The 25,133-nt window shown below is 64.0% G+C and carries 21 protein-coding genes; 10 read left to right on the top strand and 11 right to left on the bottom strand.

All coding sequences use genetic code 11. From position 1 onward, the window contains the following. Positions 1-67: 67 nt before the first annotated feature. A complete protein-coding gene (locus AC07FD_RS39295; protein WP_478354176.1) occupies positions 68-3,925 on the bottom strand; it encodes a DUF7929 domain-containing protein in 3,858 nt (1,285 codons plus the stop codon). Positions 3,926-3,935: 10 nt separating this feature from the next. After that, on the bottom strand, positions 3,936-5,894 hold the full coding sequence (locus AC07FD_RS39290; protein WP_478354175.1) for a hypothetical protein: 1,959 nt from the start codon (positions 5,892-5,894) through the stop codon (positions 3,936-3,938). A gap of 489 nt (positions 5,895-6,383) precedes the next feature. On the opposite strand from AC07FD_RS39290, the gene dnaK reads away from it, so the two are divergent. From dnaK to AC07FD_RS39245, 9 genes are all read left to right on the top strand, one after another. After that, a complete protein-coding gene (dnaK, locus tag AC07FD_RS39285; RefSeq protein WP_095083681.1) occupies positions 6,384-8,300 on the top strand; it encodes a molecular chaperone DnaK in 1,917 nt (638 codons plus the stop codon). Between the two features lie 202 nt (positions 8,301-8,502). Continuing rightward, positions 8,503-9,633, top strand: coding sequence for a molecular chaperone DnaJ (gene dnaJ, locus AC07FD_RS39280; RefSeq protein ID WP_478354174.1), 1,131 nt, complete (start codon positions 8,503-8,505; stop codon positions 9,631-9,633). A 204-nt stretch (positions 9,634-9,837) separates the two neighbouring features. Beyond that, positions 9,838-10,440 (top strand): phospholipid N-methyltransferase PmtA, encoded by a 603-nt coding sequence (gene pmtA, locus AC07FD_RS39275; protein WP_477224925.1) that lies wholly within the window; start codon positions 9,838-9,840, stop codon positions 10,438-10,440. Between the two features lie 142 nt (positions 10,441-10,582). Next, the gene (locus AC07FD_RS39270) at positions 10,583-11,179 is read left to right on the top strand and encodes an NADPH-dependent FMN reductase (RefSeq protein WP_184872867.1); all 597 of its coding nucleotides are present in this window, start codon (positions 10,583-10,585) and stop codon (positions 11,177-11,179) included. A 26-nt stretch (positions 11,180-11,205) separates the two neighbouring features. Then, entirely contained in the window at positions 11,206-11,919 is a 714-nt protein-coding gene (gene pyrF / locus AC07FD_RS39265; protein WP_478354188.1) for an orotidine-5'-phosphate decarboxylase, read from the top strand. An 18-nt stretch (positions 11,920-11,937) separates the two neighbouring features. Next, entirely contained in the window at positions 11,938-12,225 is a 288-nt protein-coding gene (locus AC07FD_RS39260) for a DUF1330 domain-containing protein (protein ID WP_477280885.1), read from the top strand. A 286-nt stretch (positions 12,226-12,511) separates the two neighbouring features. After that, the gene (locus AC07FD_RS39255; RefSeq protein WP_095084355.1) at positions 12,512-12,832 is read left to right on the top strand and encodes an ArsR/SmtB family transcription factor; all 321 of its coding nucleotides are present in this window, start codon (positions 12,512-12,514) and stop codon (positions 12,830-12,832) included. Continuing rightward, a complete protein-coding gene (locus tag AC07FD_RS39250; RefSeq protein WP_095083690.1) occupies positions 12,829-13,293 on the top strand; it encodes an SRPBCC family protein in 465 nt (154 codons plus the stop codon). The genes AC07FD_RS39255 and AC07FD_RS39250 overlap by 4 nt, the downstream gene beginning before the upstream one ends. A 43-nt stretch (positions 13,294-13,336) precedes the next feature. After that, positions 13,337-13,750 (top strand): GFA family protein, encoded by a 414-nt coding sequence (locus tag AC07FD_RS39245; protein ID WP_478354173.1) that lies wholly within the window; start codon positions 13,337-13,339, stop codon positions 13,748-13,750. A gap of 99 nt (positions 13,751-13,849) precedes the next feature. Here AC07FD_RS39245 and AC07FD_RS39240 read toward each other — a convergent pair whose 3' ends face one another. The 9 genes from AC07FD_RS39240 to AC07FD_RS39200 form a co-directional block, all read right to left on the bottom strand. Then, entirely contained in the window at positions 13,850-14,923 is a 1,074-nt protein-coding gene (locus AC07FD_RS39240) for a D-alanine--D-alanine ligase family protein (RefSeq protein WP_478354172.1), read from the bottom strand. Positions 14,924-15,042: 119 nt separating this feature from the next. Then, on the bottom strand, positions 15,043-15,924 hold the full coding sequence (locus tag AC07FD_RS39235) for an SMP-30/gluconolactonase/LRE family protein (RefSeq protein ID WP_478354171.1): 882 nt from the start codon (positions 15,922-15,924) through the stop codon (positions 15,043-15,045). Next, positions 15,924-16,562, bottom strand: a complete 639-nt coding sequence (locus AC07FD_RS39230) for a 2-dehydro-3-deoxy-6-phosphogalactonate aldolase (RefSeq protein WP_478354170.1) — start codon at positions 16,560-16,562, stop codon at positions 15,924-15,926. Before AC07FD_RS39230 ends, AC07FD_RS39235 begins: the two co-directional genes overlap by 1 nt. Next, on the bottom strand, positions 16,559-17,503 hold the full coding sequence (locus AC07FD_RS39225; RefSeq protein ID WP_478354169.1) for a 2-dehydro-3-deoxygalactonokinase: 945 nt from the start codon (positions 17,501-17,503) through the stop codon (positions 16,559-16,561). The genes AC07FD_RS39230 and AC07FD_RS39225 overlap by 4 nt, the downstream gene beginning before the upstream one ends. Then, a complete protein-coding gene (locus AC07FD_RS39220) occupies positions 17,500-18,267 on the bottom strand; it encodes an SDR family NAD(P)-dependent oxidoreductase (protein ID WP_478354168.1) in 768 nt (255 codons plus the stop codon). Before AC07FD_RS39220 ends, AC07FD_RS39225 begins: the two co-directional genes overlap by 4 nt. 213 nt (positions 18,268-18,480) lie before the next feature. Then, entirely contained in the window at positions 18,481-19,830 is a 1,350-nt protein-coding gene (locus tag AC07FD_RS39215; protein ID WP_478354167.1) for a putative bifunctional diguanylate cyclase/phosphodiesterase, read from the bottom strand. Positions 19,831-19,979: 149 nt separating this feature from the next. Beyond that, positions 19,980-21,806, bottom strand: coding sequence for a GtrA family protein (locus AC07FD_RS39210; protein WP_478354166.1), 1,827 nt, complete (start codon positions 21,804-21,806; stop codon positions 19,980-19,982). Between the two features lie 100 nt (positions 21,807-21,906). Beyond that, positions 21,907-22,305 (bottom strand): GtrA family protein, encoded by a 399-nt coding sequence (locus AC07FD_RS39205; RefSeq protein WP_478354165.1) that lies wholly within the window; start codon positions 22,303-22,305, stop codon positions 21,907-21,909. Beyond that, positions 22,302-23,588 carry a glycosyltransferase family 2 protein gene (locus tag AC07FD_RS39200; protein ID WP_478354164.1) on the bottom strand — a complete coding sequence of 429 codons (1,287 nt, stop codon included), beginning with the start codon at positions 23,586-23,588 and terminating at the stop codon, positions 22,302-22,304. Before AC07FD_RS39200 ends, AC07FD_RS39205 begins: the two co-directional genes overlap by 4 nt. Before the next feature lie 238 nt (positions 23,589-23,826). Between AC07FD_RS39200 and gshB the strand changes: the two genes are divergently transcribed. Beyond that, a complete protein-coding gene (gene gshB / locus AC07FD_RS39195) occupies positions 23,827-24,768 on the top strand; it encodes a glutathione synthase (RefSeq protein ID WP_478354163.1) in 942 nt (313 codons plus the stop codon). Positions 24,769-25,133 lie beyond the last annotated feature (365 nt).

Raw genomic sequence — 25,133 nt, 5'->3', positions numbered from 1 at the left:
GTGCCCCCGGTCCAAACAAAACCCGCCGGATTGCTCCGGCGGGTTTCTGGTTGTGTCGCGCGGACGGTTACGGCTTCAAGTTCTGGATGTTTCCAGCCGGATCGCCCTGCTGTTGCTGGTCAGTTTGCGTCCTGCGCCGCGGAAGCAGCTGCTGCAGGACGTTCGGGTTCAGCAGGCCTGGCTCCAGTTGGCCACGGATCGGCCTGCAGTTTGGATAGCGCCCAATCGTGCCTTCCGGGCAGTGCCGCCTGATGATCGGCTGGCACTGGCCATTGATCATCTGCGAGCCCGGTGCGCACTCCTCCACCTGCGGCCTGGACCTGCGGCATGCGCCGTCGATCACCTCGGTCCCGCGCGGACAGACACACTCGCCGCGCTTGTTATGGACCTGGCCGCGTATGTCGCACTGCTCCACCGGCGGCTGTTTGCGCCGGCAGGCATTGCCTTGCACCTCGGTACCCCTCGGGCAGACACAATTGCCGTTGGCGTCGTGGACCTGGCCACGGATGGTGCATTGCTCGGGCTGCGGCCGGATCGGTCGGCAGGCATTGCCCCGGACTTCCGTACCTTTCGGGCAGACACAATCGCCATCGGCATTGTGGACCTGGCCTCGGATGGTGCACTGCTCAGGCTGCGGCCGGATCGGACGGCAGGCATTGCCCCTGACTTCCGTACCCTTCGGGCAGACACAATCGCCATCGGCATTGTGGACCTGGCCTCGGATGGTGCACTGCTCAGGCTTCGGCCGGATCGGACGGCAGGCATTGGCCCTGACTTCCGTACCCTTCGGGCAGACGCAATCGCCGTCCGAATTGTGGACCTGACCGCGGATGGTGCACTGCTCAGGCTTGTCGGTCTTGACGCACTTCCCGTTTTGAAGCCCGGTTCCGCGTGGGCAGACGCAGCGTCCGTCCTGGGTGAGGATCTGACCTTCGAGCAGGACGCAGGGCCGCGGCTTTGGCTCGACGATGACGCCACCGTCGGGCGAGCACTGGCCGTTGCGGAAGGTGGTGCCTTGCGGGCAGACACATCTGCCGGCGTCGTTCATGACGAAACCTGGCGAGCACTCCTTCTTCACCTCTTGCGTGATGGTGAAGGGGTGGCACGCATAGGCCTTGCCGCGGTCGCCCTGGACATTGGCCTGGTCGCCGGGGAGCATGTCGCCGCCTTGCACCCGTGTGTCGGGAGACAGGACGCCGACGCAGTTCTGGCCGCTGACATTGCCCTGCAGATTGGCCAGGCGGCCGTCGTCGGGAATGACCACGGTGACTTGGTGCACCTGGCTCTCCCCGGCGCCGAGCGTCAGGTTGGCAATGCAGGACAGTGGCAAGGTCGCCGGTTCCGGCGAGCAGCCGAAAGGCGGATCGATCGAGGTGATCGCAACGCCGTCCAACCTGCCGAGACCTTCGACGCCGATCGCATCACCGATGCGAACCGGACCGGAGAAGGGGCTCGTCCCGTCATTCGTGATGGTGATCTCGAACGAGCAGGGCTGGCCGAGCTTGCATTCGCGGTCGCCGGTCTTTTCGACGCGGATGATCGAAGAGCCGCCGCCCTTGGCACAGGCCTGGCCGATCGGATAGACGATGTCGTCGCCGGGGGCCGGACCATACGAACCCCGCGCGCAGTTCTCGAACTCGCCGTTCGCCGAAACCGTCACGTCGAAGTGGCGGCTGGTTCCAGGTGTCATGACGGCACCGGGAATCTGGCACGACAGCGTATTGGCTGGAACCGGTCCGCACGCCCATTCCGCGCCGTCGGGGGTGACGGTCTGGATCTGGACGGGCGCGCCGCCCGCCACCAGCGTGGCGGCGTCGTTGACCCGCACCGGACCGGTGGGCGCAGCCGTGCCGGCATTGACGACGGTGATGCGGCAAGAGACGACCGCGGCACCGGCCAGCGAGCCATTGCACACCTTGGTGATGCGCAAGGCGGGCTTGCCGCCATTGGGATGACGGATGCGTTCCTTGGCGCAGGCCTTGTTGTTGGTGAGGTCGGTTTCACCAGGGATGGCCTTCACCTCGGCGCAGTTCTCCACCGTGTCGGACTGATAGCCGGCCGGCATGACCGCCTTGACGAAGATCGGTGTCGAGGCGCCCGGTGCGAGCGAGATGCCCGCATTGTCGCAGCGGAACTGACCGGGGCCGGTCGGGCCGCATGTCCATGGCGGGGTCGGGCCGAAGGTCGACGAGGCCGGCGCGCCGCCTGGATAGCTGTCGATCACCGTCAGCGGCCCATTGTAGGTGAAGGTGCCGTTGTTGATGATATCGATCACGAAGGTGCAGATGCCGTCGGCCGTGCAGACCTCGGTGCGGGCACGCTTCTTGAGGATCAGGTCGACCTTCTTTTCGACCGGTGGCTGGCATTCGCGATCACGATCGCCACGCCGGCAGATCGGGATCGAGGCACAGCCGCGATCGTTCGACTGGCTGCCGAACAGCGGCTTGCCGCTGGCCGCATAATTGTAGGTGGCGCAGTTGCGCAGCACGCTGCCTTGCCAGCCGCCAGCTGGCTTGAAGCCGAGCTTGAGGTCGACGAAGGCTCCCGGATTGAGCGTGGTCACCGGATAGGTGCACGTCATCGGGGTGGTGCCGGGTACGCAGACCCAGGGCGGATTGGGCCCTGAATCGAGCGTGGAGCCGGCCGGCAGCGTCACCTCGTCGAGCACGATCTTGCCGTGATAGGCACCGGTGCCGACATTGGTCACCCTGATGGTGAAGTCGCAGCCGCCGCCCATCGTGCAACGCTGGACTTCGGCACGCTTTTCAACCTTGAGGTCCGGTTCCTTGTCCTTGGGTGGGCATCTCTGGTCGCGCGGGATGACGATGTCGATGGTCTGCGTGCAGCACAGGCCCCAGCCTTCCTCCGGGCCGGCATAGGTTTCGATGCCGGTGACGATGAGGTGGATGACATCGCCGGGTGCCGCGCCAACGATCTTCCAGTTGAGCACCCCGCCGCCCGCCGGCACCAGCTGGGTGTCGGGGATGATGGTGATGCCGGGTGTCGTGGTCGACACCTGCACCCATTTGCCGCCCATCTCCGGGCCGACCGGCATGTGGTAGATGAAGGCGCCGCCGCCGGGCACGCAATCAACCGTGCCGCGCTCCACCTTGAAGCATTCCTTGCCGGGAGGTGGCGGTGGCGGATTGCACTTGGTGACATCGATCTTGATCGAGGTCTTTTCGCCGGTCTTGAAGTCGCCGTCGTCGGGCCTGCTCGGATCCTGCGACGGGATGATGATCCCCGTGCCGGCTTCCGGCGTCACCTTGATCATGCCCTGGTTGTCGACGACGGTCGGCGAAGGAAACGCCGCATGGTCGATCTTGGCCGTGATCTGGAAGGTGATGACGCGCTCGTTGGGAGCGCCGACGCCGTCGAGATCGGAGGCGGAAATCCGGAAATCGGAAACCGTCGCCGTGTCGTTGGGATTTGCCGATGTGCTGATCGTTGCACCCGGCAGTGGTCCGCCGGCCGCATCCGTGCCGTCGCCGGACACATTGACGTTGACGATCTCAAGGCCGTGCGGAAGCTGGTCCTTGAAGTCGAGCCGGGCCTTTTTCAGTCTGGCCGCGAAGCCAGGGTCGGCAAAACCCTGCGGGTCGCCGCGCAAACCGAAGCTCAGGGAATAGACAACATAGTCGCAGCCTCTCTGGGTGCCCTTCTTGGTGAAGAAAGGCACGACCCGGCCTGGTTCCGGATTGATGATGCGCGGATTGTCGAGGTCGAGTCTGGGCTCCGTAATGACGGTGTAGACATCTTCGGCGAAGCCTTGCACCGGGGTCAGGGTGGCGACCGCGATACCGGCCGCCATCAGCCAGCGCGCGCCGCGCCTGGCGAGTGACAGGGGTTTCATGATCGTCTCCAAGACGGTTGACTGCTTTGACTGGTTGCTCGTTGCGAGCGGGGAAAGTGCGAGATTTTTCATCTTCCCCTCCTCAACGTTCGCAGCTGACGGCTGGGGTTCTGAGCGGCAAAGTCATCTTGCAGCAAGGGTAGTAGCCACCCTTGTCCTTGTCGGACTTCCTGTAGAAGCAGAGCCCAACATCGACTGTGTCGCCCGGATAGTGGCCGGTGATGCCGATCGTGTATGGCGTGCCGGGCGCATGCGACATGGGGGAAGTCACCCCGACGCCTGGCGTCCTGGACTGAGCCTTGATCGAATCGCCGCCGAAGCCGGCATGGTCATGGAGATAGAGATCGGCCTCGAGGCCGGAAGGCGTGCAGTAGTACTGGACGTCCTCGACATCGAGACAGGGAGGCAGATTGCCGGGCGGTGGGAAGTCCGGCGGGTAGAAGGGGGGCAGATAGCCGCCCGGGATCTCTTCATAATAGCCGGCGCGACCTTCACAGGGATGCCAGACCGCGACGTCGCCGACATGGCCTTCCACTTCGGGATCTTCGAAATAGCCGTCGAAGTCGACGAACCAGGAGCCGAAGGGCGGCACGTTGGCCGGCTTGACCAGCTCCCTGGGCGTGATCTGCACGCCGTGCACGGCCAGCGGCCCGCCGGCGGCGAGCTGCTCGGCGAGCGCCGGATTGTCGCGTAGCTTGTCGCCGGTGTTGACCAGCGTCTGCGTGCAGACCGAGGTGTCGAGATTGCCGTCGGCATCATAGCCATATTGCAGGTCGAGACCGCCGGCCGACTGCCGGTTGCCTTGCGGGAAGCCGACGGCATATTCCTGCGGCACTTCGACCCAGACCGATTCCGTCGCCGGATCGTCCGGATTCTCGCGCCAGTAGCGGATGATCTCGCCGTTGCCGGAATCGGCGAACTGACTGTAATCATAACGGTTTTCGACCGGGCCGCGTTGCGCCAAATACATGAAGCCGCTGTTGTCGAAGGCGATGTCAGTGACGGCATAGCCCTTGTCGGCCCTGACCGTCAGTTCCCAGCGCGGATCGCCGGCAAAGCTGCCGTCGCGGGCAATGCCCACCGACCAGATTTCCGACTTTTCGCCGACCGAGTAATAGAGCCGGCCGCCATGATAGGAGACGCCCCAGACGCGGCGCTCGTCCTGCGTGTAGCCCCAGCCGTCGGGGTCTTCGCTGTCGAAGGCCGCGCCCTGTATGTCCATCACCGAACCGTCGTCGGCGACCGGAGCCAGCCCGTGCGCCGGACGCCCGGCAACGCCATGGTCGAAGCTGTCGATCAGCCTGCCTTCGGCGTTGATGCGATGAATCAGGCCGGTGTCGAGGTCTGAGGCGAAGAACTGGCGGTGGATGGGATCGAAGGTGAGGTTGCCGATGCCCGGACCGCTGTTGGTGTCGATGTCGGCAAATTTGGAGACCTGGCCGGTGATGCCGTCGATCTTCCAGATGGTACCCTGCCCGCCACCGTTTTCAGTGCCGAACTGGCCATCCATGAAGCTGGCGCCGGCCGCGCCGCGGCGCTGCCGCTCCGGCCTTCCATCGCCGTCGGCATCCGGGGTGACGATGCGGATGCCGTGCAGCGAGGTGGCGCCGGCATAGAGATTGGGGACGCCCGACGGAACTCCGTCGCGCACGCCGTCATCATATGTGAGGCCGAACACCTGGCCGATCTGTTCGGCCGTCACCTCGAAGGGCGGCGGCGTGGAGACGAGCTGGCCGGCGGCCGGCCCGCCGAGATGCGAGACGTCGAACACGCGCAAGGTGGCGCGCGTGGTATCGATGAAGGTTTCGTCGACCGGATCGACGCCGGGCGGCAGGCCCTCGTCGAAATTGGGAATGATGGTGCCGGAAAATCCGGTTACCGCCATCGAGCCGGGATAGATGATCTGGGTGTCCTGCGCCTGCGCGGCGCCCCCCAGCCACAGGCCGGCAGTGAGCGCCAGCGCCAGCAATCCGACCGGATGCATGGCGCGGCGCAGGCCGCTGTTGAGAGAAGACACGAACGTGCCGCGGACGCGAGACATGAAGCTACCCCCGTTAGCCACGGGAGAAACATCCGGCGTTACCGCGCAAACCAGGGCAAGGCGCGGTGGTCCGGCACGTTCTTCCCTGATCGAATTGTCTGCTTTCCTCATCTTGACGATACGCCTGCTCTTACGCAGGGTCAACGGAATCAACAGGAAGCCCAGCGCGTCGACCTCGTCCCGAAGGCGGTGGTCGCGCCGAGCTCCTGTTGTTCCCGGAGACCTCAGAGCCTCTGGGTTAATGGTCATGGGGGCTTCCTTTCCGGGCCGCACAATGCGGCACCTGGACATCAGTCGCGGGCTGAGGTGGAAAGGTTCATGGAAGCCTTGCGCAGAATGCTTGCGCGCGATGCTGCCTGTTCTTATATACGCGCCAAGCCGTTCGGCGCCGGAATGCCGGTTGCCGGAACGGAATTTCTTGTGAACAGGGGCTTTCGTCGGAACGCCTGTACGGGTCCTGAGAGCCTGCTTAGCGGAGAGACTAGAAAAATGGCAAAAGTAATCGGTATCGATCTCGGCACCACCAACTCCTGTATCGCCATCATGGATGGCAAAGAGCCGAAGGTGATCGAGAATGCGGAAGGCGCGCGCACGACGCCTTCCATCGTCGCCTTTAGCGGCGACGGCGAACGTCTCGTCGGCCAGCCGGCCAAGCGCCAGGCGGTCACCAATCCTGAAAACACCATCTTCGCGGTCAAGCGCCTGATCGGCCGCCGCTATGACGATCCGGTGACGGAGAAGGACAAGAAGCTTGTCCCCTACAAGATCGTCAAGGGCGACAATGGCGATGCCTGGGTCGAGGCCGGCGACAAGAAGCAGTCGCCCAGCCAGATCTCGGCCATGATCCTGCAGAAGATGAAGGAAACGGCGGAAGCCTATCTCGGCGAGAAGGTCGAGAAGGCGGTCATCACCGTTCCGGCCTATTTCAACGACGCCCAGCGCCAGGCAACCAAGGACGCCGGCAAGATCGCCGGGCTGGAAGTGCTGCGCATCATCAACGAGCCGACCGCGGCCGCGCTCGCCTACGGCCTCGACAAGAAGGATGGCAAGACCATTGCCGTCTATGACCTTGGCGGCGGCACGTTCGACATTTCGGTGCTCGAGATCGGCGACGGCGTGTTCGAGGTGAAGTCGACCAATGGCGACACCTTCCTCGGCGGCGAGGATTTCGACATGCGTCTGGTCGAGTATCTGGCGGCCGAGTTCAAGAAGGAACAGGGCATCGACCTGAAGAACGACAAGCTGGCACTGCAGCGCCTCAAGGAGGCGGCTGAAAAGGCCAAGATCGAGCTGTCGTCGACGACGCAGACCGAGATCAACCTGCCCTTCATCACCGCCGATGCGACCGGGCCGAAGCACCTGACGCTGAAGCTGACGCGCGCCAAGTTCGAGCAGCTGGTCGACGACCTCGTCCAGCGCACCATCGACCCTTGCAAGGCGGCGCTCAAGGATGCAGGCCTGAAGGCTGGCGAAATCGACGAAGTCGTCCTGGTCGGCGGCATGACCCGCATGCCCAAGATCCAGGAGATCGTGAAGCAGTTCTTCGGCAAGGAGCCGCACAAGGGCGTCAACCCGGATGAGGTCGTCGCACTCGGCGCCGCCATCCAGGCCGGCGTGCTGCAGGGCGACGTCAAGGACGTGCTGCTGCTCGACGTGACGCCGCTGTCGCTCGGCATCGAGACGCTGGGTGGCGTGTTCACGCGGCTGATCGAGCGCAACACGACTATCCCGACCAAGAAGAGCCAGGTGTTCTCGACGGCCGAGGACAGCCAGTCCGCCGTGACCATCCGCGTCTTCCAAGGCGAGCGTGAAATGGCCGCCGACAACAAGGCGCTTGGCCAGTTCGACCTGGTCGGCATCCCGCCGGCGCCGCGCGGCGTGCCGCAGATCGAGGTCACCTTCGACATCGACGCCAACGGCATCGTCAACGTTTCGGCGAAGGACAAGGGCACCGGCAAGGAGCACCAGATCCGCATCCAGGCATCGGGTGGCCTTTCGGACGCCGACATCGAGAAGATGGTCAAGGACGCCGAGGCCAATGCCGAGAGCGACAAGAAGCGGCGTGCCGTGGTCGAGGCCCGCAACCAGGCCGAGGCGCTGGTGCATTCGTCCGAGAAGTCGCTGAAGGAATATGGCGACAAGGTCTCGGAAGCCGAACGCACGGCGATCGCAGATGCGATCACGGCGCTGAAGGCCGCGGCCGAAGGCGATGACGCGGCCGACATCGAGGCCAAGTCGCAGGCGCTTGCCGAGGCTTCTATGAAGCTTGGCCAGGCCATGTACGAGGCTTCGCAGAAGGAAGCGGCGGAAGCCGACGCCAAGGCGGATGCCGCCAAGGACAGTGACGTGGTCGATGCCGATTTCGAGGAAATCGACGAGGACGACGACAAGAAGAAGTCGGCCTGAACCGTTTGACGGCAAGATAAAGCGAAAAGCCCGGCGCAGGCCGGGCTTTTTTGCAACCCTGGCGGAAAAAATCGCTGAAAAAGACGGACAGAACCGCGCCGGCCCTAGCATCCGGGCAGCACCGCTCCTAAATCGAGACAACGTGCCGGCAAACGACGCAACATATGCATCAAGACGTTGAACATCCGGACTGCGGGAAAAAATGAAAGCTGATTTCTACGAAACGCTGGGCGTCCAGAAAGGCGCCGACGAGAAGGAGCTCAAGAGCGCTTTCCGCAAGCTCGCCATGCAGTTCCATCCCGATCGCAATCCCGGCGATCATTCCTGCGAGCATAAGTTCAAGGAAATCAACGAAGCCTACGAGACGCTGAAGGACCCGCAGAAGCGCGCGGCCTATGACCGTTTCGGCCACGCGGCCTTCGAGCAGGGTGGCATGAATGGCGGCGCGCAAGGCTTCGGCGCCGGCGGCTTCGCCGACATCTTCGAGGATATTTTCGGCGACATGATGGGCGGGCGCCAGCGCCGCTCGTCGGGCGGCCGCGAGCGCGGCGCCGACCTGCGCTACAATATGGAAATCTCGCTGGAGGAAGCCTACGCGGGAAAGACCGCGCAGATCCGCGTACCGGCATCGATCTCCTGCTCGGAATGCTCTGGCAGCGGCGCCAAGCCCGGAACCCAGCCTGTCACCTGCTCGATGTGCAACGGCCACGGCAAGGTGCGCGCCACGCAAGGCTTCTTCTCGATCGAACGCACCTGTCCGCAATGCCAGGGCCGCGGCCAGACCATCAAGGACCCGTGCCCGAAATGCGCCGGCCAGGGCCGCGTCACCGAAGAGCGTTCGCTGTCGGTCAACATCCCGGCCGGCATCGAGGACGGCACCCGCATCCGCCTTGCCAATGAGGGCGAGGCCGGTCTGCGCGGTGGGCCGTCTGGCGACCTCTATATTTTCCTGGCGGTCAAGCCGCACGAATTCTTCCAGCGCGACGGCGCCGATCTCTACTGCAAGGTGCCGATCTCGATGACGACGGCCGCCCTTGGCGGCTCCTTCGAGGTGACGACGCTGGATGGCACGCAGACCAAGGTGAAAGTGCCGGAAGGCACCCAGAACGGCCGTCAGTTCCGCCTCAAGGGCAAGGGCATGCCGGTGCTTCGCCAGCCCAATGTCGGCGACCTCTACATCCAGACCGCGGTCGAGACGCCGCAGAACCTCACCCGCCGCCAGCGCGAGCTGCTGGAGGAGTTCGAACAGCTCTCCTCGCAGGACAATTCGCCCCAATCGAGTGGCTTTTTCGCCCGCATGAAGGATTTCTTCGAATCCTTCGGCGAGCCCTGATGCTTGTCGCCCAAAAGTGGGAACCGGTTTTGGGACAACGACATGCATAGATCGGGAATTCAAGGCATGGCGCGTGATTCCGTGAAATGCGTCGCGTCTTGAGACGCGACGAAACTTATCTTATCCACGACATGCGTCTGCCCGCACCTTGCCTTGCGCTGCTCAGGTGTTAAGTAACTCGGGGGAGTGCTGAGGAGAGCTTGCATGACACGTCCCGGACTGCGAAAGGCACTTGCCGAAAAGTTCGACGACGAGCTCAAATTCTTCAAGGGCTGGATCGACAAGCCGAAGACGGTCGGCTCGATCGTCCCGACCAGCTCGATCACCGCCCGCAAGATGGCCTCGATCGTCAATCCGAAATCCGGCCTGCCGGTGCTCGAGGTCGGTCCCGGCACCGGCGTCATCACCCGCGCCATCCTGGCCCTCGGGGTGCGGCCCGAAAATCTCTATGCGGTCGAATATTCCACTGATTTCGTCCGCCACCTGCGGCAACTCTATCCCGGCGTCAACGTCATCGAGGGCGATGCCTTCAACCTCAACGCTACGCTTGGCGAGAAGAGCGGGATGATCTTCGATTCCGTGGTTTCCGGCGTGCCGCTGCTCAATTTTCCGGTGGCCCAGCGCATCGCCTATATCGAGAGCCTGCTCGACCGCATCCCGCCCGGACGGCCGATCGTGCAGCTGACCTACGGACCGATGTCGCCGATCCCGGCCGGCCGTGGCGACTACACGGTCAAGCATTTCGATTTTATCTTCCGCAACATTCCGCCGACGCAGCTATGGATCTACCGGCGCGAGGCGCATTAGGGCGTGTTGATATTCAGGTGAGGCCGGCCTCACCTCAATCTCAGCACACCCTGGAGCGACCTGGATTTCGACCTTGATTTTTGGGCAGGTGCGTTGATTTGATCCGCCTCTGGCTGTACCTGTCCGGGAACAAGGTTGGCCAATGGCAGTGATCCCGAAAATCCTCGTCTTCGCCGGCTCGGTGCGCAGTGGCGCCTACAGCGGCAGGACCGCCGACGTGGCGCAAAAGGAGCTCGCCATGCAAGGCGCGGAGGTGACCCGCATCTCGCTCGCCGACTATCCCCTGCCGATCCTCGACGAGGATCTGGAAAAGGAAAAGGGCGTTCCCGTAAATGCCCTGAAACTTGGCCGTCTGGTCATCGCCCATGACGGGCTGCTGATCGCCACGCCCGAATATAACGGCTCGATCCCGCCGCTGCTCAAGAACACGATCGACTGGGTGAGCCGGGTGCGCAGGGATGGCAGCCGGACGGTCAGGCCGCTGGCCGGCAAGGTGGCTGGCCTCTGCTCGTCCTCCAACGGGCATTTTGCCGGGATCCGCTGCATCAACCATCTGCGCGCCGTGCTGGTGCGTTGCCAGATGGAGGTGGTGACGCCGGAATGCTCGGTGCCGGAAGGCGGCAGCGCCTTCGACGAGGGCGGCAATTTCCGCGACGAAAGACTGTACAAATCGATGGAGCACCTATGTCGCACGCTGATCGAAACCTCGCGCATGCTGTCGACCCGGATCGAGGCGTGATCGCCGATACCATGCGGGCAAAATCCATCCAGGCTCAAACGATACAGGCCAAATCCATGCAGGAAAGACTGATCGTCGGCCTCGACGTACCGACCGTGCAGGAGGCCGAACAGGCGGTGCGCGAACTCGACGGCGTCGTCTCCTTCTACAAGATCGGCTATCAGCTGGCCTTTGCCGGCGGGCTCGACTTTGCCAGGGAACTGGCCAGCGGCGGAACAAAGATCTTCCTCGACATGAAGCTGCTCGACATCGACCACACGGTGGCCAAGGGCGTCGAGAACATCGTCAAAATGGGCGTGACCATGCTGACCATCCACGCCTATCCAAAGGCGATGGCGGCGGCGGTGGAGGCGGCCAGGGGTAGCGGCCTTTGCCTGCTGGCGGTCAGCGTGCTGACCTCGATGGACGAGCAGGACATGATCGACGTCGGCTATGAATACGACCCGCACACGCTGGTGCTGCGGCGTTCGGAACAGGCTCTGCATGCTGGCATGGGCGGCATCGTCTGCTCGGCCGCGGAAGCGGAAGCGGTGCGCCGCATCGTCGGGCCCGAAATGGCGGTGGTGACGCCCGGCATCCGGCCGGCGGGTAGCGACCATGGCGACCAGAAGCGCGTGGTGACGCCGGCACAAGCGATCCGCAACGGCGCCAGCCATCTCGTCGTTGGCCGGCCGATCGTCGCGTCGGCCAACAGACGAGAAGCGGCCGAAGCGATCGTCGCCGAAATGCGCTCAGCGTAAGCAACAGGGAGAAGAAGAATGCCTAAGGGATACTGGATCGCCCGCGTCGATGTGCGCGATGCCGAAGGCTACAAGGAGTATGTCGCCGCCTCGAAACTGGCCTTCGACCGCTTCGGCGCGAAATTTCTGGCGCGCGGCGGTGCGCATGAGTTGGCCGAGGGTGTCGGACGCGCACGCAACGTCATCATCGAGTTCGAATCGCTCGCCGTGGCGCACGATTGCTACCACTCGCCGGAATACCAGCGCGCGGTCGCCATCCGCCAGAAGGTCGCCGACGGCGAGATCGTGCTCGTCGAAGGCATCTGAGGCAATCGACCAGAGCCTGGCGGCCCGTCAGACGAAGTCTTGCGGGCCCTTCCCTTAGCTCCTATCACCTGATGCTTGAAGGCCAGGCAGTTTCACTATGCCTTGGCCGACAGCTGGGCGGAGCCCTTTCGACAACCACCGCTACACGGCCGGCGCACGGCCCATCCAACAATTGACTGCCAGCCAGAGCCGCTTTCGCCCAAGGCGAATGCGACCAGGTTGGTTGCCAGTTGACATGCATGTATTTACCTGCATATTACACCTCGCAAGCCAACGAGTGAGGCTGATGGACGCTGACAAGGTTTTCAAGGCGCTGGGCGACCCGACACGCAGAAGGCTGCTTGACCTTCTTTGCGAGAAGAACGGGCAGACGCTCAGTCAGCTTTGCGAAAACCTGGACATGGCGAGGCAATCCGCCACCCAGCACATCGACCTGCTGGAAGCGGCGAACCTGGTGAGCACGGTCAAGCGCGGCCGGGAAAAACTGCATTTTATCAACCCCGTGCCGCTGCACGAAGTCTACGAGCGGTGGGTGCGGAAATTCGAACGGCAGCGGCTCAGCCTGCTGCACGATCTGAAGCAAGAACTCGAAGGAGAGGACCAATGACCCGAGAGACGACCAGCTTTGTCTACGTGACCTACATCAAATCGACGCCGCAAAAAGTTTTCGAGGCCATAACCAGGCCTGACATTGCGAAACGCTACTGGGGCCACGAGAACGTCTCCGACTGGAAGCCGGGATCGACATGGGAGCATATCCGCGCCAATGACGAGCGGACCGTCGAACTCGTCGGCAAGGTCGTCGAGATCTCGCCGCCGACCCGTCTCGTCATCACCTGGGCGAACGCTTCGCAGGCAAACGATCCATCGCAATACAGCCGGGTGACTTTCGGCATCGAGGAATACGACACCATGGTGCGGCTGACCGTCACCCATGACGAACTCGAAGCCGGCAGCGGCATGGCGAAAGGCGTCAGCCAGGGGTGGCCGGCGGTGCTGTCCAGCATGAAATCCTTCCTCGAAACCGGCAGCGGCATCGACCTTTTCGCCAAGCCGAAATCGGCCTGATGCCTTGCGATATCATGCAGAACCAGGCCAGTGGAGAACGACAATGACCAAGCGCTATATTGGCGGCTGTGCATGCGGCTCGGTCCGCTATGAAACCAGCGGCGAGCCCATCTTCCAGAACCACTGCCAGTGCCTCGACTGCCAGAAGCGCGCAGGCACAGGCCACGGATCCTATCTGACCTTCGGCCGGCGCGCCGACATGAAAATCACCGGCGAGGCGAGCACCTGGCGGGTAGCGGGCGACAGCGGCAGCGAAAAGGTCCACGCCTTTTGCCCGACCTGTGGAACGCCGGTCTACCTGACATTCGTCGCCATGCCGGACCTGATTGCGGTCAACGCGACCAGCCTTGACGACCCCGGCCAATTCGACCCGCAGGTGGTCACATACGCCATCCGCGGCCATGCATGGGACACGATCGATCCCACGTTGCAGAAATTCGAGCGAATGCCGGGATAGCGGGTTCGCCTCGGGCTGACATGTCATGTCGGGCGCTCGTCGCGGGCGCTTGCGCCTGGTGGCGGCGCCCCGAGCATTTCCGGATGCGCCGCCGCGCGTTCAAATATGGTGGTTTTGGCCGAGTAGCCGGCTGGCAGCGGTTTCGGCCATGGCGTCGGCAAGCTCGAGATCCCATTGCTGGCGGCAGTAGGCGCGGAAATCGAAGCAAGGCAGGCCGGGGCAGACCTCGAACTCAATAAGGTGGACCGTGTCGTCGGCCTCGACGCGAAGGTCAATGGAAAAAACGTCGCGCAGGCCAAGCCCGCTCGTCAGCCGCTCGGCGATCGCGCGAACCCTGGCGTCGGCGATCGGCTGGCTGTCGGCGACCGCAACGAGTTCCGGTTCGGCATAATGTCCGGCCGCCTTCGCCGCCTCGCCGGTGTCGCCGTAAAGCGCCAGGCTGTCCGCCATGGTCTGGAAATCGGCACCCGAATCGACAAAGGTCACGCCAAGCGCTTCGACCCCGGCGCCCGGCACAAGGCCGAGGAAACTGGCGCGCACGTTGCGGCCGGCGACATAGGGCTGGACGACGACATCGTCGCGATAGGCCGCAAACACACGCCGGCTAAGCTCCAGTGCGTGGCCGAGATCGCTTATACGCGAATCCGCCCAGATGCCGATCTTGGCGCCTAGCCGGTTGGGCTTGACGAACCAGCCGGCGGCCGACGCCGGCGGCTCGACCAGCCATTTACCCTCGCGCGCAAGACCGGCTTGCGGCACCGGCAGACCGAGCGCGCCAAGCACCGCGCCGGAACGGAACTTGTCCTGGCAGAGCGCAAACAGCGCATCGTCGGCGCCGATCGTCTTGAACCCACCCAGCCTCGCCAAGGCGGGTGCGGCGCTGCCCCGGAAATAGGCCATGCCGTCGGTCAGCGTCCAGACCAGCGTCGTGCCGGGATGCTCGCCGGCGAGCACGCCCGCGGCATCGTCCAGCGCCACCGGCGAGAACGACAGGCCGCGCGCCTGGCAAGCAGCGGCAAGCGCTTCGAATTCATGGGCGAGATCGGTCGACTGCGCCAGATAGGAGGCGATCTCGGCGGCACGCTCCGGTGCATGGCCGTCGGCGACGAGGCGGTCGAAGCAGGCTTTTTCCGGCTCGTGGACGAGGATCAGTCTTGTCTTTTGGCTCGTCATGGATTTGCATGGTTTTCCAGCGATGGCGTCGCCTACCATCGCATGGGAAGCGCAATCGGCTGCCGCGAAACCGACCGGGTCGGACGGTTGCGTGACAACCAACCGCCGACCGCGTTCAATCAGGCGATCAGCACGCGCGGCTCGAAACGGCCGTTGACGTTGATGTCGAGCAGGAAGGTCATGCCCGCTTGAGGATCGAGCTTGCGCTGCTTCTCGTCCTTGCCCTTCCAGGCGGATGTCACTGCCAGCCGGTCGGCGTTCTTGCCGACAAAGGCCGGGCAGGATGGCTGCGTCACCGGCATTGCGACCGAGCGCAGCAGCGTGCCGTCAGGAGCATAGGCCTTGACCATTTTGCCGCCCCAGACGGCGTTCCACAGCACACCGTCACTGTCGACGATCGAGCCGTCGACATAACCCTTGGACGAGCGGTGATCGACGAATACTTTCGGCTCGCCGGTGGGCAGGCCGGTCGCCGGATCGCAGTCGACCCGCATCAACAGTCCGGTCGAGGTGTCGGTGTAGTAGGCGAGCCCGCCGTCTTGCGAAAAGCAGATCGAGTTGGAGACCGTGATGTCCGAAAACAGGCGACGCAGTTCGCCCTTGAAAAACCAGTAGATGGAACCGGCGCCTTTTGTCTCCGTCTTGCCCATCGTGCCGGTCCACAAGGCACCACAGGGATGGACGCGGGAATCGTTGGAGCGGGTCAGGGGATTGTCGGCCTCGATCGGCGTGTGCAGCGTCATCTTGCCGGTCGCGACATCGCGGACATGGAGGCCGGTCTCGGTGGCGACCAGCTGGCGCTGGTCGTCGATGATGGCGATGGCGCTTGCCATCTGGCCAAGCTCGTGGATTTTCAGCGTGCCACCAGCCATGGGTTTTTCCAGAAGCTGGCCGTTGACGATGTCGAACCAGAACAGCACATCGGTGGCGGGATCGTAGCTCGGCCCCTCGCCGAGCTGGCAGATGTGGTCGGAAAAAACCGAGACGATCGCTTCGCTCATCATGCTTCTCCGAACACTGCATCCCATGCCGCGACGGCGGCATGCGCGCGCGCCGCCACGTCGTCGACGCTCATGCCCGGCTTGAACAGGCTGGAGCCAAGTCCGAACACCGTCACACCGACGGCCTTGTAGCCGGCAAAGTCCTTTTCCGAAACACCGCCGACCGCGCCGACCAGCGTCTGCGCCGGCAGCACCGCCCGGATCGCGGAAATACCTGCCGCGCCGAGCACGCTCGCCGGAAAGAATTTCAGCGCGGAGGCGCCAAGCCGGATCGCTTGGAAAGCCTCGGTCGGCGTGAACACGCCGGGCATCGTCACCATGCCGTATTGCATCGCACGCGCCATCACCTCGGCATCGATGTTGGGGCTGACCAGCAGCCGGCCGCCGGCCTTGTGCAAGCCATCGACATCGGCAGGCGTCAGCACCGTGCCAGCGCCGACCAGTGCCGTTTTCGGCAACACTTCGACGATCCGGGCGATCGACGAAAACGGCTCCGGTGAGTTGAGCGGCACTTCGATCGCCTCGATGCCGGCATCGAACAGCGCCTGGCTGATCGCGATCGCTTCGTCCGGCTTGAGCCCGCGCAGGATGGCGACCAGACCGCGCTTGAGCTTTGGGAAAGGTGCGGTCTGGCTCATCGGGCTGCTCCGGTTCTGGCGATCATGCCGTTCTCGCGTGCCGCTTCGATGAGGCCGGCACGCACGGCCTCGTCGGCATCGACGGTGCGGACCTCAAGTCCGGCAAGGCCGAGTGCGGCCTGGTAAAGCGCTGAAAGCGCACCGGATGCCACAAGCACGACAGGTTCGGCGCCAGCGCCATGGCGGCGGCTGGCCGAGGCGATCTCGCCACCGATCAGCAGACCGGACAGGCAAGCGGCGGCATCGTCGGCCTTTAGATCCTGCAGCAGGCCAGCGGCGCGGATTGAAAACAGCCTCGAGGTGACATCGCCGCCCTCGGCCAATGCGGTTTCGCACCAGCTGCGGAAGAATGGATTTTCCGAGGTGACCGGCTTGGCATGTTCGCCGAGCGAATGGCGCAGGATCGAGTGCGCGGCAAGCACCGAAAACAGCTCGCCGGTCGGCCAGGTGCCGAAACCGGCAACCGCGCCGTCCTCGACCAACACCCATTTCGAATGGGTGCCGGGCATGCAGACCAGCTGGCGCCCTTTGGCCGGCAGGCCGGCGCCGGCAAGCTGCGTTTCCTCGCCGCGCATGACGTCGGGCGCATCGATCTGACGCTGGGCGAGGCCTGGCACGATGCGGATGTCGCGGTGCTGGCCGGGTAACCGTGCCGCACCCGCCAGGATGGCGCTGAGCGGCGCCGGAACGGTGACATAGGGCGCCTCCAGCCAGCCCTGGCGGGAGCCGGCCATGCCGCAGATGATGACGGGGAGCGCCTGCGGCGCGGCCATGGCTGCGAGGTGCCCTTCGAGAATGGTCGAAAAACCCTTTTGCTGGGCGGTGATCAGGCCATCATCGCCACGGCGTTCGGCAAGGACCTTGCCGCCCTTGTCGATCAGCCAGACCCGCATGCGGGTCGTGCCCCAGTCGACGGCGGCTACCGCCGGCGCTTCGCTCACAAGAAACCTCCATCGACGATCAACATCTGCGCGGTCAGCATGCGCGAGGCATCCGAGGCAAGGAACAGCACCGTGCCGACGATGTCGTCGGGCTGAATCACCTGCTTGATACACTGCTTGGCGACATGGGCGGCCAGCGCCTGTTCGGTCACCCAGAGCTCCTTCTGCCGCTCGGTGATCACCCAGCCGGGCGCAATGGCGTTGACGCGGATGCCGTCGACCCCGAGCTTGCCGGCCAGCCCCTTGGTCAGACCGAGGATGCCGGCCTTGGCGGCGGTGTAGGCCGGCATGTCGGGGTGGTTGATCATGTAGGACGTCGAAGTGAAGTTGATGATCGAGCCGCCGCCGGCCCGCTTCATGCCCGGTGCCACCGCTTGCGCGGTGAAGAAATGCGGTCTGAGATTGATCGCCTGGTTGTTGTCCCAGAATTCCACCGTCACGTCTTCGACGGCGTGGCGCTCGTCAAGCGCCGCATTGTTGACCAGCACGGTGACTTCGCCGTGCGCGTCGGCCGCCTTGGCTGCCGAGGTCCGCAAGGCCTCGACGTCGCGCAGGTCGGTCTTGAGATACAGCGGCCGGCGACCAAATGCTTTCTCGATGCGGTCGGCAAGGGCAGTGCTGGGGCCGTCGGCGATGTCGATGAAGGCGACATCGGCGCCCTGGCGCACAAAACCCTCGGTCAGTGCCGCGCCAATTCCGGAGCCGCCGCCGGTGATCAGCACCGAGGCTCCCTCGAGGTCGGCAAAATGCGCCGATGGCATCATATTTTTTCTCCCTGCGCATGACCCCGACAGCGCCCTTTGCGCGTCCTGAAGGACGCGGCGCTGTGGTCAGGCCGGCGCGCATCCTAGCCAGACATGTCGTGCGGGCAAGGGCGAAACGACGGATTGCGGGCTTATGTCAGACAAAACGACAATGCGCCGCAGCGGACGCACAGCTGCCCCATCGGGATTGCGCGGCCGCTTCGAGCTAGCCGGTCAGACCGCCTTGGCGCGCAAGGCGCCGCGGAAGGAATCGCGGAGATAGCCTAGCGTAGCATCGGCATCGACCGGCTTGCCGAACAGATAGCCTTGCCCGCCGGCGCAGCCGAACTGGACCAGGCGATCGGCCTGCGCCTCCTGCTCGATGCCTTCGGCGACCACGTCCATGCCGAGGCCCTCGCACATGGCGAGAATGGCGCGGATGATGTGTTCGGACGGGCGGTCGTCGAGAATGGAGGAGACGAAGGCGCGGTCGATCTTGAGCTTGTCGAAATGGAATTCGCGCAAGCGGCCGAGCGAGGACTGGCCGGTGCCGAAATCGTCGAGCGAAACGCGGATGCCGACGCGGCGGAGATCCTCGACGATCTTCTCGGCCGAGGCAGGATCGTTCATCAGGCCGGTCTCGGTGATCTCGATCTCCAGCCGGCGCGGATCGAAGCCGGTGCGCTCGAGGATGGCCAGAATGTGCAGGCCGGTGTTCTGATCGACGAGCTGCGAGGGCGACAGGTTGAACGACAGGAACAGCTCCTTCGGCCAGCTTCTGGCCGCTTCGGTCGCCTTGCGCAGCACCAGCTGCGACAGCGGGCCGATGATGCCGCGCTCCTCGGCAATGGGAATGAACACCGTTGGCGGCACCGAGCCCAGATCGCGATCGGTCCAGCGCGCCAGCGTCTCGAAACCGATGGTGCGGCGCGTGTTGAGGTCGACGATAGGCTGGAAATGCGGCTCCACCTCGCCGGCCGAGACAGCGCGGCGCAGCGCCTGTTCGATGCGGGTGACACGCTTGGCCGCCTCTTCCATCTCGCGGGTGTAGACGACGACGCGGCCACGGCCGGAACGTTTGGCGTGGTAGAGCGCCGTCTCTGCCTTGTTGATGAGGATCTCGGTGGTCTCATCGCCCGAATAGAACAGCGAGCAGCCGACCGAGGCCGAAAGCCTGGCGGTGCGTTCGCCGACATCATAGGGCGCCGAAAGTATTTCGATCAGCATGCGGGATTTCTCAGCCGCCGCTTCCTCGCTGAACACCATCGGGTAAAGATAGGCGAATTCGTCGGCGCCGATGCGGCAGACGGTGGAATGGCCGTCCATAGAGGCGCGCAGCCGCATCGCGACCTGGATCAGGATATCGTCACCGGCCTTGTGGCCGAACAGGTCGTTGATCGGCTTGAAGCCGTCGAGGTCGAGAATGCCGACGGTAAACGGCGCCGGGTCGTCGGCACGGTCGCTGATCAGGCGATCGACCTTGTCGAAGAAGCGGCGATGGTTGCCAAGCCCGGTCAACGGATCGGTGAACGCCAGATCCGTGCTCTCCCTGTTTGCCTGACCGGTGCCAAACGAAGTTTGCATCGGTGTCCCTGTTTTGTGACTTCGGAATTTAGCCTCAGACTGGCAGCAAACCCTTTAGGAAACGTATCCCCAAATCGATTATTCGCGGGTAAAGCGCGTCGCGTTCGGAAGGATCGACGCGCGGTGCGTCCAGCCCTTGTTTCAGGCCGTCAGCCCTTGGGCCGGACACGATAGAGTTCGAGCGAGGCGCCCTTCGTGTCCGCGATCGGCTCCAGCCATTCCGGCACGTTGCCGCGCATCAGCCCGGCAAGAAAGCCGTCCGGCGCGGTGGAGGCCAGAAGCTGGCTTTCCGAGTTGCCGCGGCACAGCGCGACAAGGCCGACGTGATGATCGCCGACGATCGACCTGGCTTGCGCATCGGAACCGAGGAACGCGTCGAGCGCAATCAGGTCTCCCGCGACGTTGCGGTGGTAGGGCCCGGCGAACACCCGATGCCCCGAGTACACCAGGATCGGCGATCCGATATTGGAGACTGCAAGCACGGTGGTATCGGGCAACCTGCCGAGTGTGGCGAACGTGGCCTTGGCCTGGCAGGACGGGTCGACGCTCGCGCCGACACTGGCGTCGCTGGTGATTTTTACACCGGTGGCGAGCGCCGCCGACGCCGCCTGGGCGGCGCCCGACCAGAGCGAGTTCACCGAGAGGAGCCAAGCCGCGGCCATCCGCAGCACCGAGCCGCGCGACGGGCTGGTTTCGGCCCGTTGCCGCCACTTGGCAATCCAGGCCGACAGCGGGATCACCGCGAAGACAATCGAGAATGTCGAGCCGCGCACTTGCCAGACGCTGACCAGGAACGCCACGACCAGCAGCGTGGCGACGAGGCTGTCCTGGCGCCGCCAGCCGCCACGGCGCAGGCGCAACGCCATCAGCACCAGCGCCACCAGAGGCGTGGCATAGCGCGCCGCCAGCTCGGCGGGATCGTGGGCGGCGAGCTGGAACAGCGACTGCGCCTCGTCGACATGATCGAGCCACAACGTCTTCAGGCGCGGATCGAGCCCGGCATAGGGCGAGGCCAGACATTGCGGGAACAGCAAAAGGAAGACCGCGCCGAGCACGACGCCGAGCACGCCAAGCGACAGCCGACGCTGCCCGCGCCCGGCCGCTTCGAGCGAGGCGATCGCCGCAAGGCCGGTTCCGGCAAGGGCCGCGACGACGAACTGCATCGTCGAGAAAGCATCGCATTGCGCCTGACCCCAGGCCGATAGCGGGACGGTGGCGACGAAGACAAGCGCCGCGACGCCGGCAAAGCTAAGGCCGAAATCCCTGGCGATCAGTTTTTCGCCTGATGCGTCAAAAGCAAACAGCGTCGTCACGCAGACGCCGATGGCGCCGACATAGGGGGCGGTTTCCATGCCGACGGCGAGGGTCAACGCGGCGCACAGGCCGGCAAGCAACGCCGCCGGCCTGCGCATACGCGCTTCGAGCAGGAAACTCAGGCTGGCGACGGTCAGCATCAGTTGGACATTGTGATGATCGAGGGCGGCCGGCTCGAAGATACCGATGAAATACAGCGCTGCCGCGCCGACGATGACGGCGGGCAGCACCGCGCCATCGCCGGCAAAGCTGCGCGCGGCGCGAATGATGAAGACCATGGTCAGGCCGAAAAGCAGCGCCGGCCACGCCACCTGCGCAACGTTCTCGGCAAGCAAGGCATTGCGGGTCAGGCTCGATACGCCGAGCACAATGGCGGCGATCGGTGCATCGACCAGCCGCGACCAATGCATGACGAAGCCGCCTTCCAGGCCCATCCGGTATTGATGCAGGTCGAACCAGCCCTGGCCGGCCAAGAGGTCGCGCACTTCGACCAGCCGCAACAGATCGTCATTGTCGCCACCGGTATTGCTCAGCGCCGGGAACCCGGCCCAGGCGTTGACGACAAGGAAGCCGAGCGTGGCAAGCAGCGCCAGCATGAGGTCCGCTCGCCAGGAGGCGCGTACCCCGTCTTTGGAAAGCATCGCGGTATGGGCGGTGGTCATGGAGTGGGCTTTCAGCCTGTGTCTATCGGCGCACGCTAGCGCCGGCCGCTTCACAAAGCGTAAAGCGGCGCGATTTTGCGCCACTTTTGGGCGCCATGCATCAATCGCGCGCCGGAAACACCCACAGCGACGACAGAATGTAGCTCACCGTGCTTGCGGCAACCGTCATCAGCGCCGACATGGCAAGCGCCGACAGGCCGAAGCGGGTGACCGCCAGATGCGACACCAGGCCCGAAAACAGCGCGCATCCGAACTGCAGCGCAAGATAGCGCGGCATGGCGCTGGCATGATCGTGCTGGCCGCCGAATGTCCAGCCGCGCTGCGCGCTATAGGCGACAACGAAGGTGATCGCATAGGCGACGACACTGCCAATGAAGGGCGAAAAGCCCAGCGACACCAGGAGCCACGAGAGGACGAACAGCAGCAACGCGGCGCCGACGCCGACCGTCAGGAACCGGAACAGGCGCGTCCGGACAAAGACCGGCAATGCTTCGCTCATGCGTCGCGCGCCGGCAGTTGGTTAGCCGGCGATTCGCCGGTCGGCAACTCATTGGCCGGCAGTTCACCCGATTGACCGGTCCGCCCAGACTTCAGCCGCTTGACCGGTATTTCCAGGACACCGAGCAGAAAAGCCGAGAAGAAGACCTGGAAGGAAATGACGATCAGGCTCAGGCCCAGCACGACGATGCGCGGGATCTCGGAATCGTTCAGCGGGCCGAAGCCGAGATGCGCCCAGCGCGCCACGGCATAGCCGAAGAACAAGACGCCGCCGGCAAAGCAGATGCCAGCATTGGCGGCGAGACGGTCGGTGCTGATGGTTCTGGTCAGCCAGTCTGAACGGCGGCTTGGCGGCAGGATACCGGTTATCTCGGCATAGTATCGCGAAATGGCGCCGAAGGTGATGAGCTGGACGCCGGTGACGACCATGAAACAGGCGGCGACGAAGGTGTTGAGGTCGAGCGACAGATTGTCGATCACGCGCAGCGGCCCGAACACCAGCAGCGCCGCGAACAACAGGCCAAGGCCGCCGAGCACCGTGCCTGGGATGAAGAACATCCAGCGCGGGTTGTAGACCAGCAGGAACTTCAGGTGTCGCCAGCCATCGCGCCAGGTCCTAAGATGGGGCGGCCGGCTGCGGCCGTCGGGCTTGAGCGTGGTCGGCACTTCCTCGATGCGCAGGCCGGCAAGGGCGCCACGCACCACCATTTCGCTGGCGAATTCCATACCGGTTGTCTGCAGGTCGAGCTTCCTGATGCTGTCGGCATTGAAGCCGCGCAGGCCGCAGTGGAAATCGCCGGTCTTGATGCGGAAGAACAGGCGGCCGACAAAGCTGAGCACCGGGTTGCCGAGGTAGCGGTGCAGCGGCGGCATGGCGCCGGCCTCGATGCCGCCCTGGAAGCGATTGCCCATGACAAGGTCGGCGCCGTCGCGCAGCCGCGCGACGAAGGCTTCCAGCGCGCCGAAATCATAGCTGTCGTCGGCATCGCCCATGATAATGAAACGGCCCTTGGCAGCCGCGATGCCGCCCAAAAGGGCCGCGCCATAGCCTTTCTGAGCCACCGGGACGATACGGGCGCCTCCCGCCACGGCAATCGCCTGCGATCCGTCGGTGCTGCCATTGTCTGATATCAGCACCTCGCCGGAGATGCCCGCTTTGTCGAGGAAGGTTTTCGCCTTGCCGATGCAGACGGCGAGCGTCTCGGCCTCGTTGAGGCACGGCATGAGAATGGTGAGTTCGAGCTGTTTGGTTGCGGAGGCGCGGATGGCGGTGACGGCGTTCATTGGTCGTTGTTCCATCGAGTGCCCGGCGCTGCGTCAGTTCGGCCGGGCGCATTCGGGCTTACCGTTGCACGGCAAGGCTTAAGAAAGCGATGACGCGCAGCCTCGCCTTGTCTCCAATCGGAAGGCAGGCCGGGCTTGCGGTTGTCTGATGCCAATCTTCAAAATGTCGCGATTGGCAGACGGGCAGTGAGCCTGTACAGGCAAGACAGTCGCCCATCCGAGCCGCCGGAGACTTGCCATGAAGCTGAAAATCGCCGTCCAGATGGACCACATCTCCACCGTGTCGATCGCCGGCGACACGTCCTTCGCGCTGTCGCTGGAGGCGCAGCGGCGCGGCCATCAGCTGTTCCACTACACGCCCGACCGGCTATCGCTGCGCGACGGCAAGGTGTTTGCCCGCATCGAGGAAATGCAGGTGCGCGACGAGAAGGGCAACCATTATTCGCTGGGCGAGAAGGTGCGCACCGATCTGGAGGAAATGGATGTCGTCCTGCTGCGCCAGGATCCGCCTTTCGACATGAACTACATCACCACCACGCATATCCTCGAACGCATCCACCCGAAGACGCTGGTGGTCAACGACCCGGCCTGGGTGCGCAACAGCCCGGAAAAGATCTTCGTCACCGAGTTTCCCGACCTGATGCCGGACACGCTGATCACCAAGGATCCGCTCGAAGTCGCCGCCTTCCGCAAGGAGTTCGGCGACATCATCATCAAGCCGCTGTACGGCAATGGCGGCGCCGGCATCTTCCACATGCTGGAGGCCGACCGCAACCTTGCCTCGCTTCTCGAAATGTTCGGCCAGATGTTCCGCGAGCCCTATATCGTGCAGCGCTATTTGAAGGATGTGCGCAAGGGCGACAAGCGCATCATCCTGATCGATGGCGAGCCGGTCGGCGCCATCAACCGGGTGCCGGCCGAGCACGATTCCCGCTCCAACATGCATGTCGGCGGCCGTGCCGAAAAGACCGAGCTGACGACGCGCGAGCGCGAAATCTGCGCCCGCATCGGGCCGGCGCTGAAATCGCGCGGCTTCATCCTCGTCGGCATCGACGTCATCGGCGACTACATGACTGAGATCAACGTAACGTCGCCGACCGGCGTGCGCGAAGTCAGGCGTTTTGGCGGCGCCGACATCGCCAGCCTGTTCTGGGACGCGGTCGAGGACAAGCGGAAGTAAGCCGTTTTCATTTTGTCTTAACCATGTTCCGCTTTTTCAACCGGGCACAACCCGGCCGCGACCGGCGGGGCTGGGTATTCCTGCAATGTTCCTGATTTGATCGAAATGATGTATGGCCCAGTGCGGATCGACACCGGCGATGGGCTTTCTTCCCAACCACTGACCTTGCTGTTTTCCGTTGGTTGCGCGACAGCTAATCACCCAAGCTTCCGATCGAAGCCGACTCATGAACGGCGCGTCCTTGCCGGTAGATTCTTTAGCTTACGTGAAGCAACCGCATGTTCTTGTAATGTTCTTGCCTAACCCCGAAATCTGTGGTTGTGTCTTCTCCGATCTCGCTCGCGCCTTGATCGCCAGGGCACAAG

The sequence above is a fragment of the Mesorhizobium waitakense genome, assembly GCF_056431085.1.
This window is presented reverse-complemented; position numbering and strand designations above follow the sequence as displayed.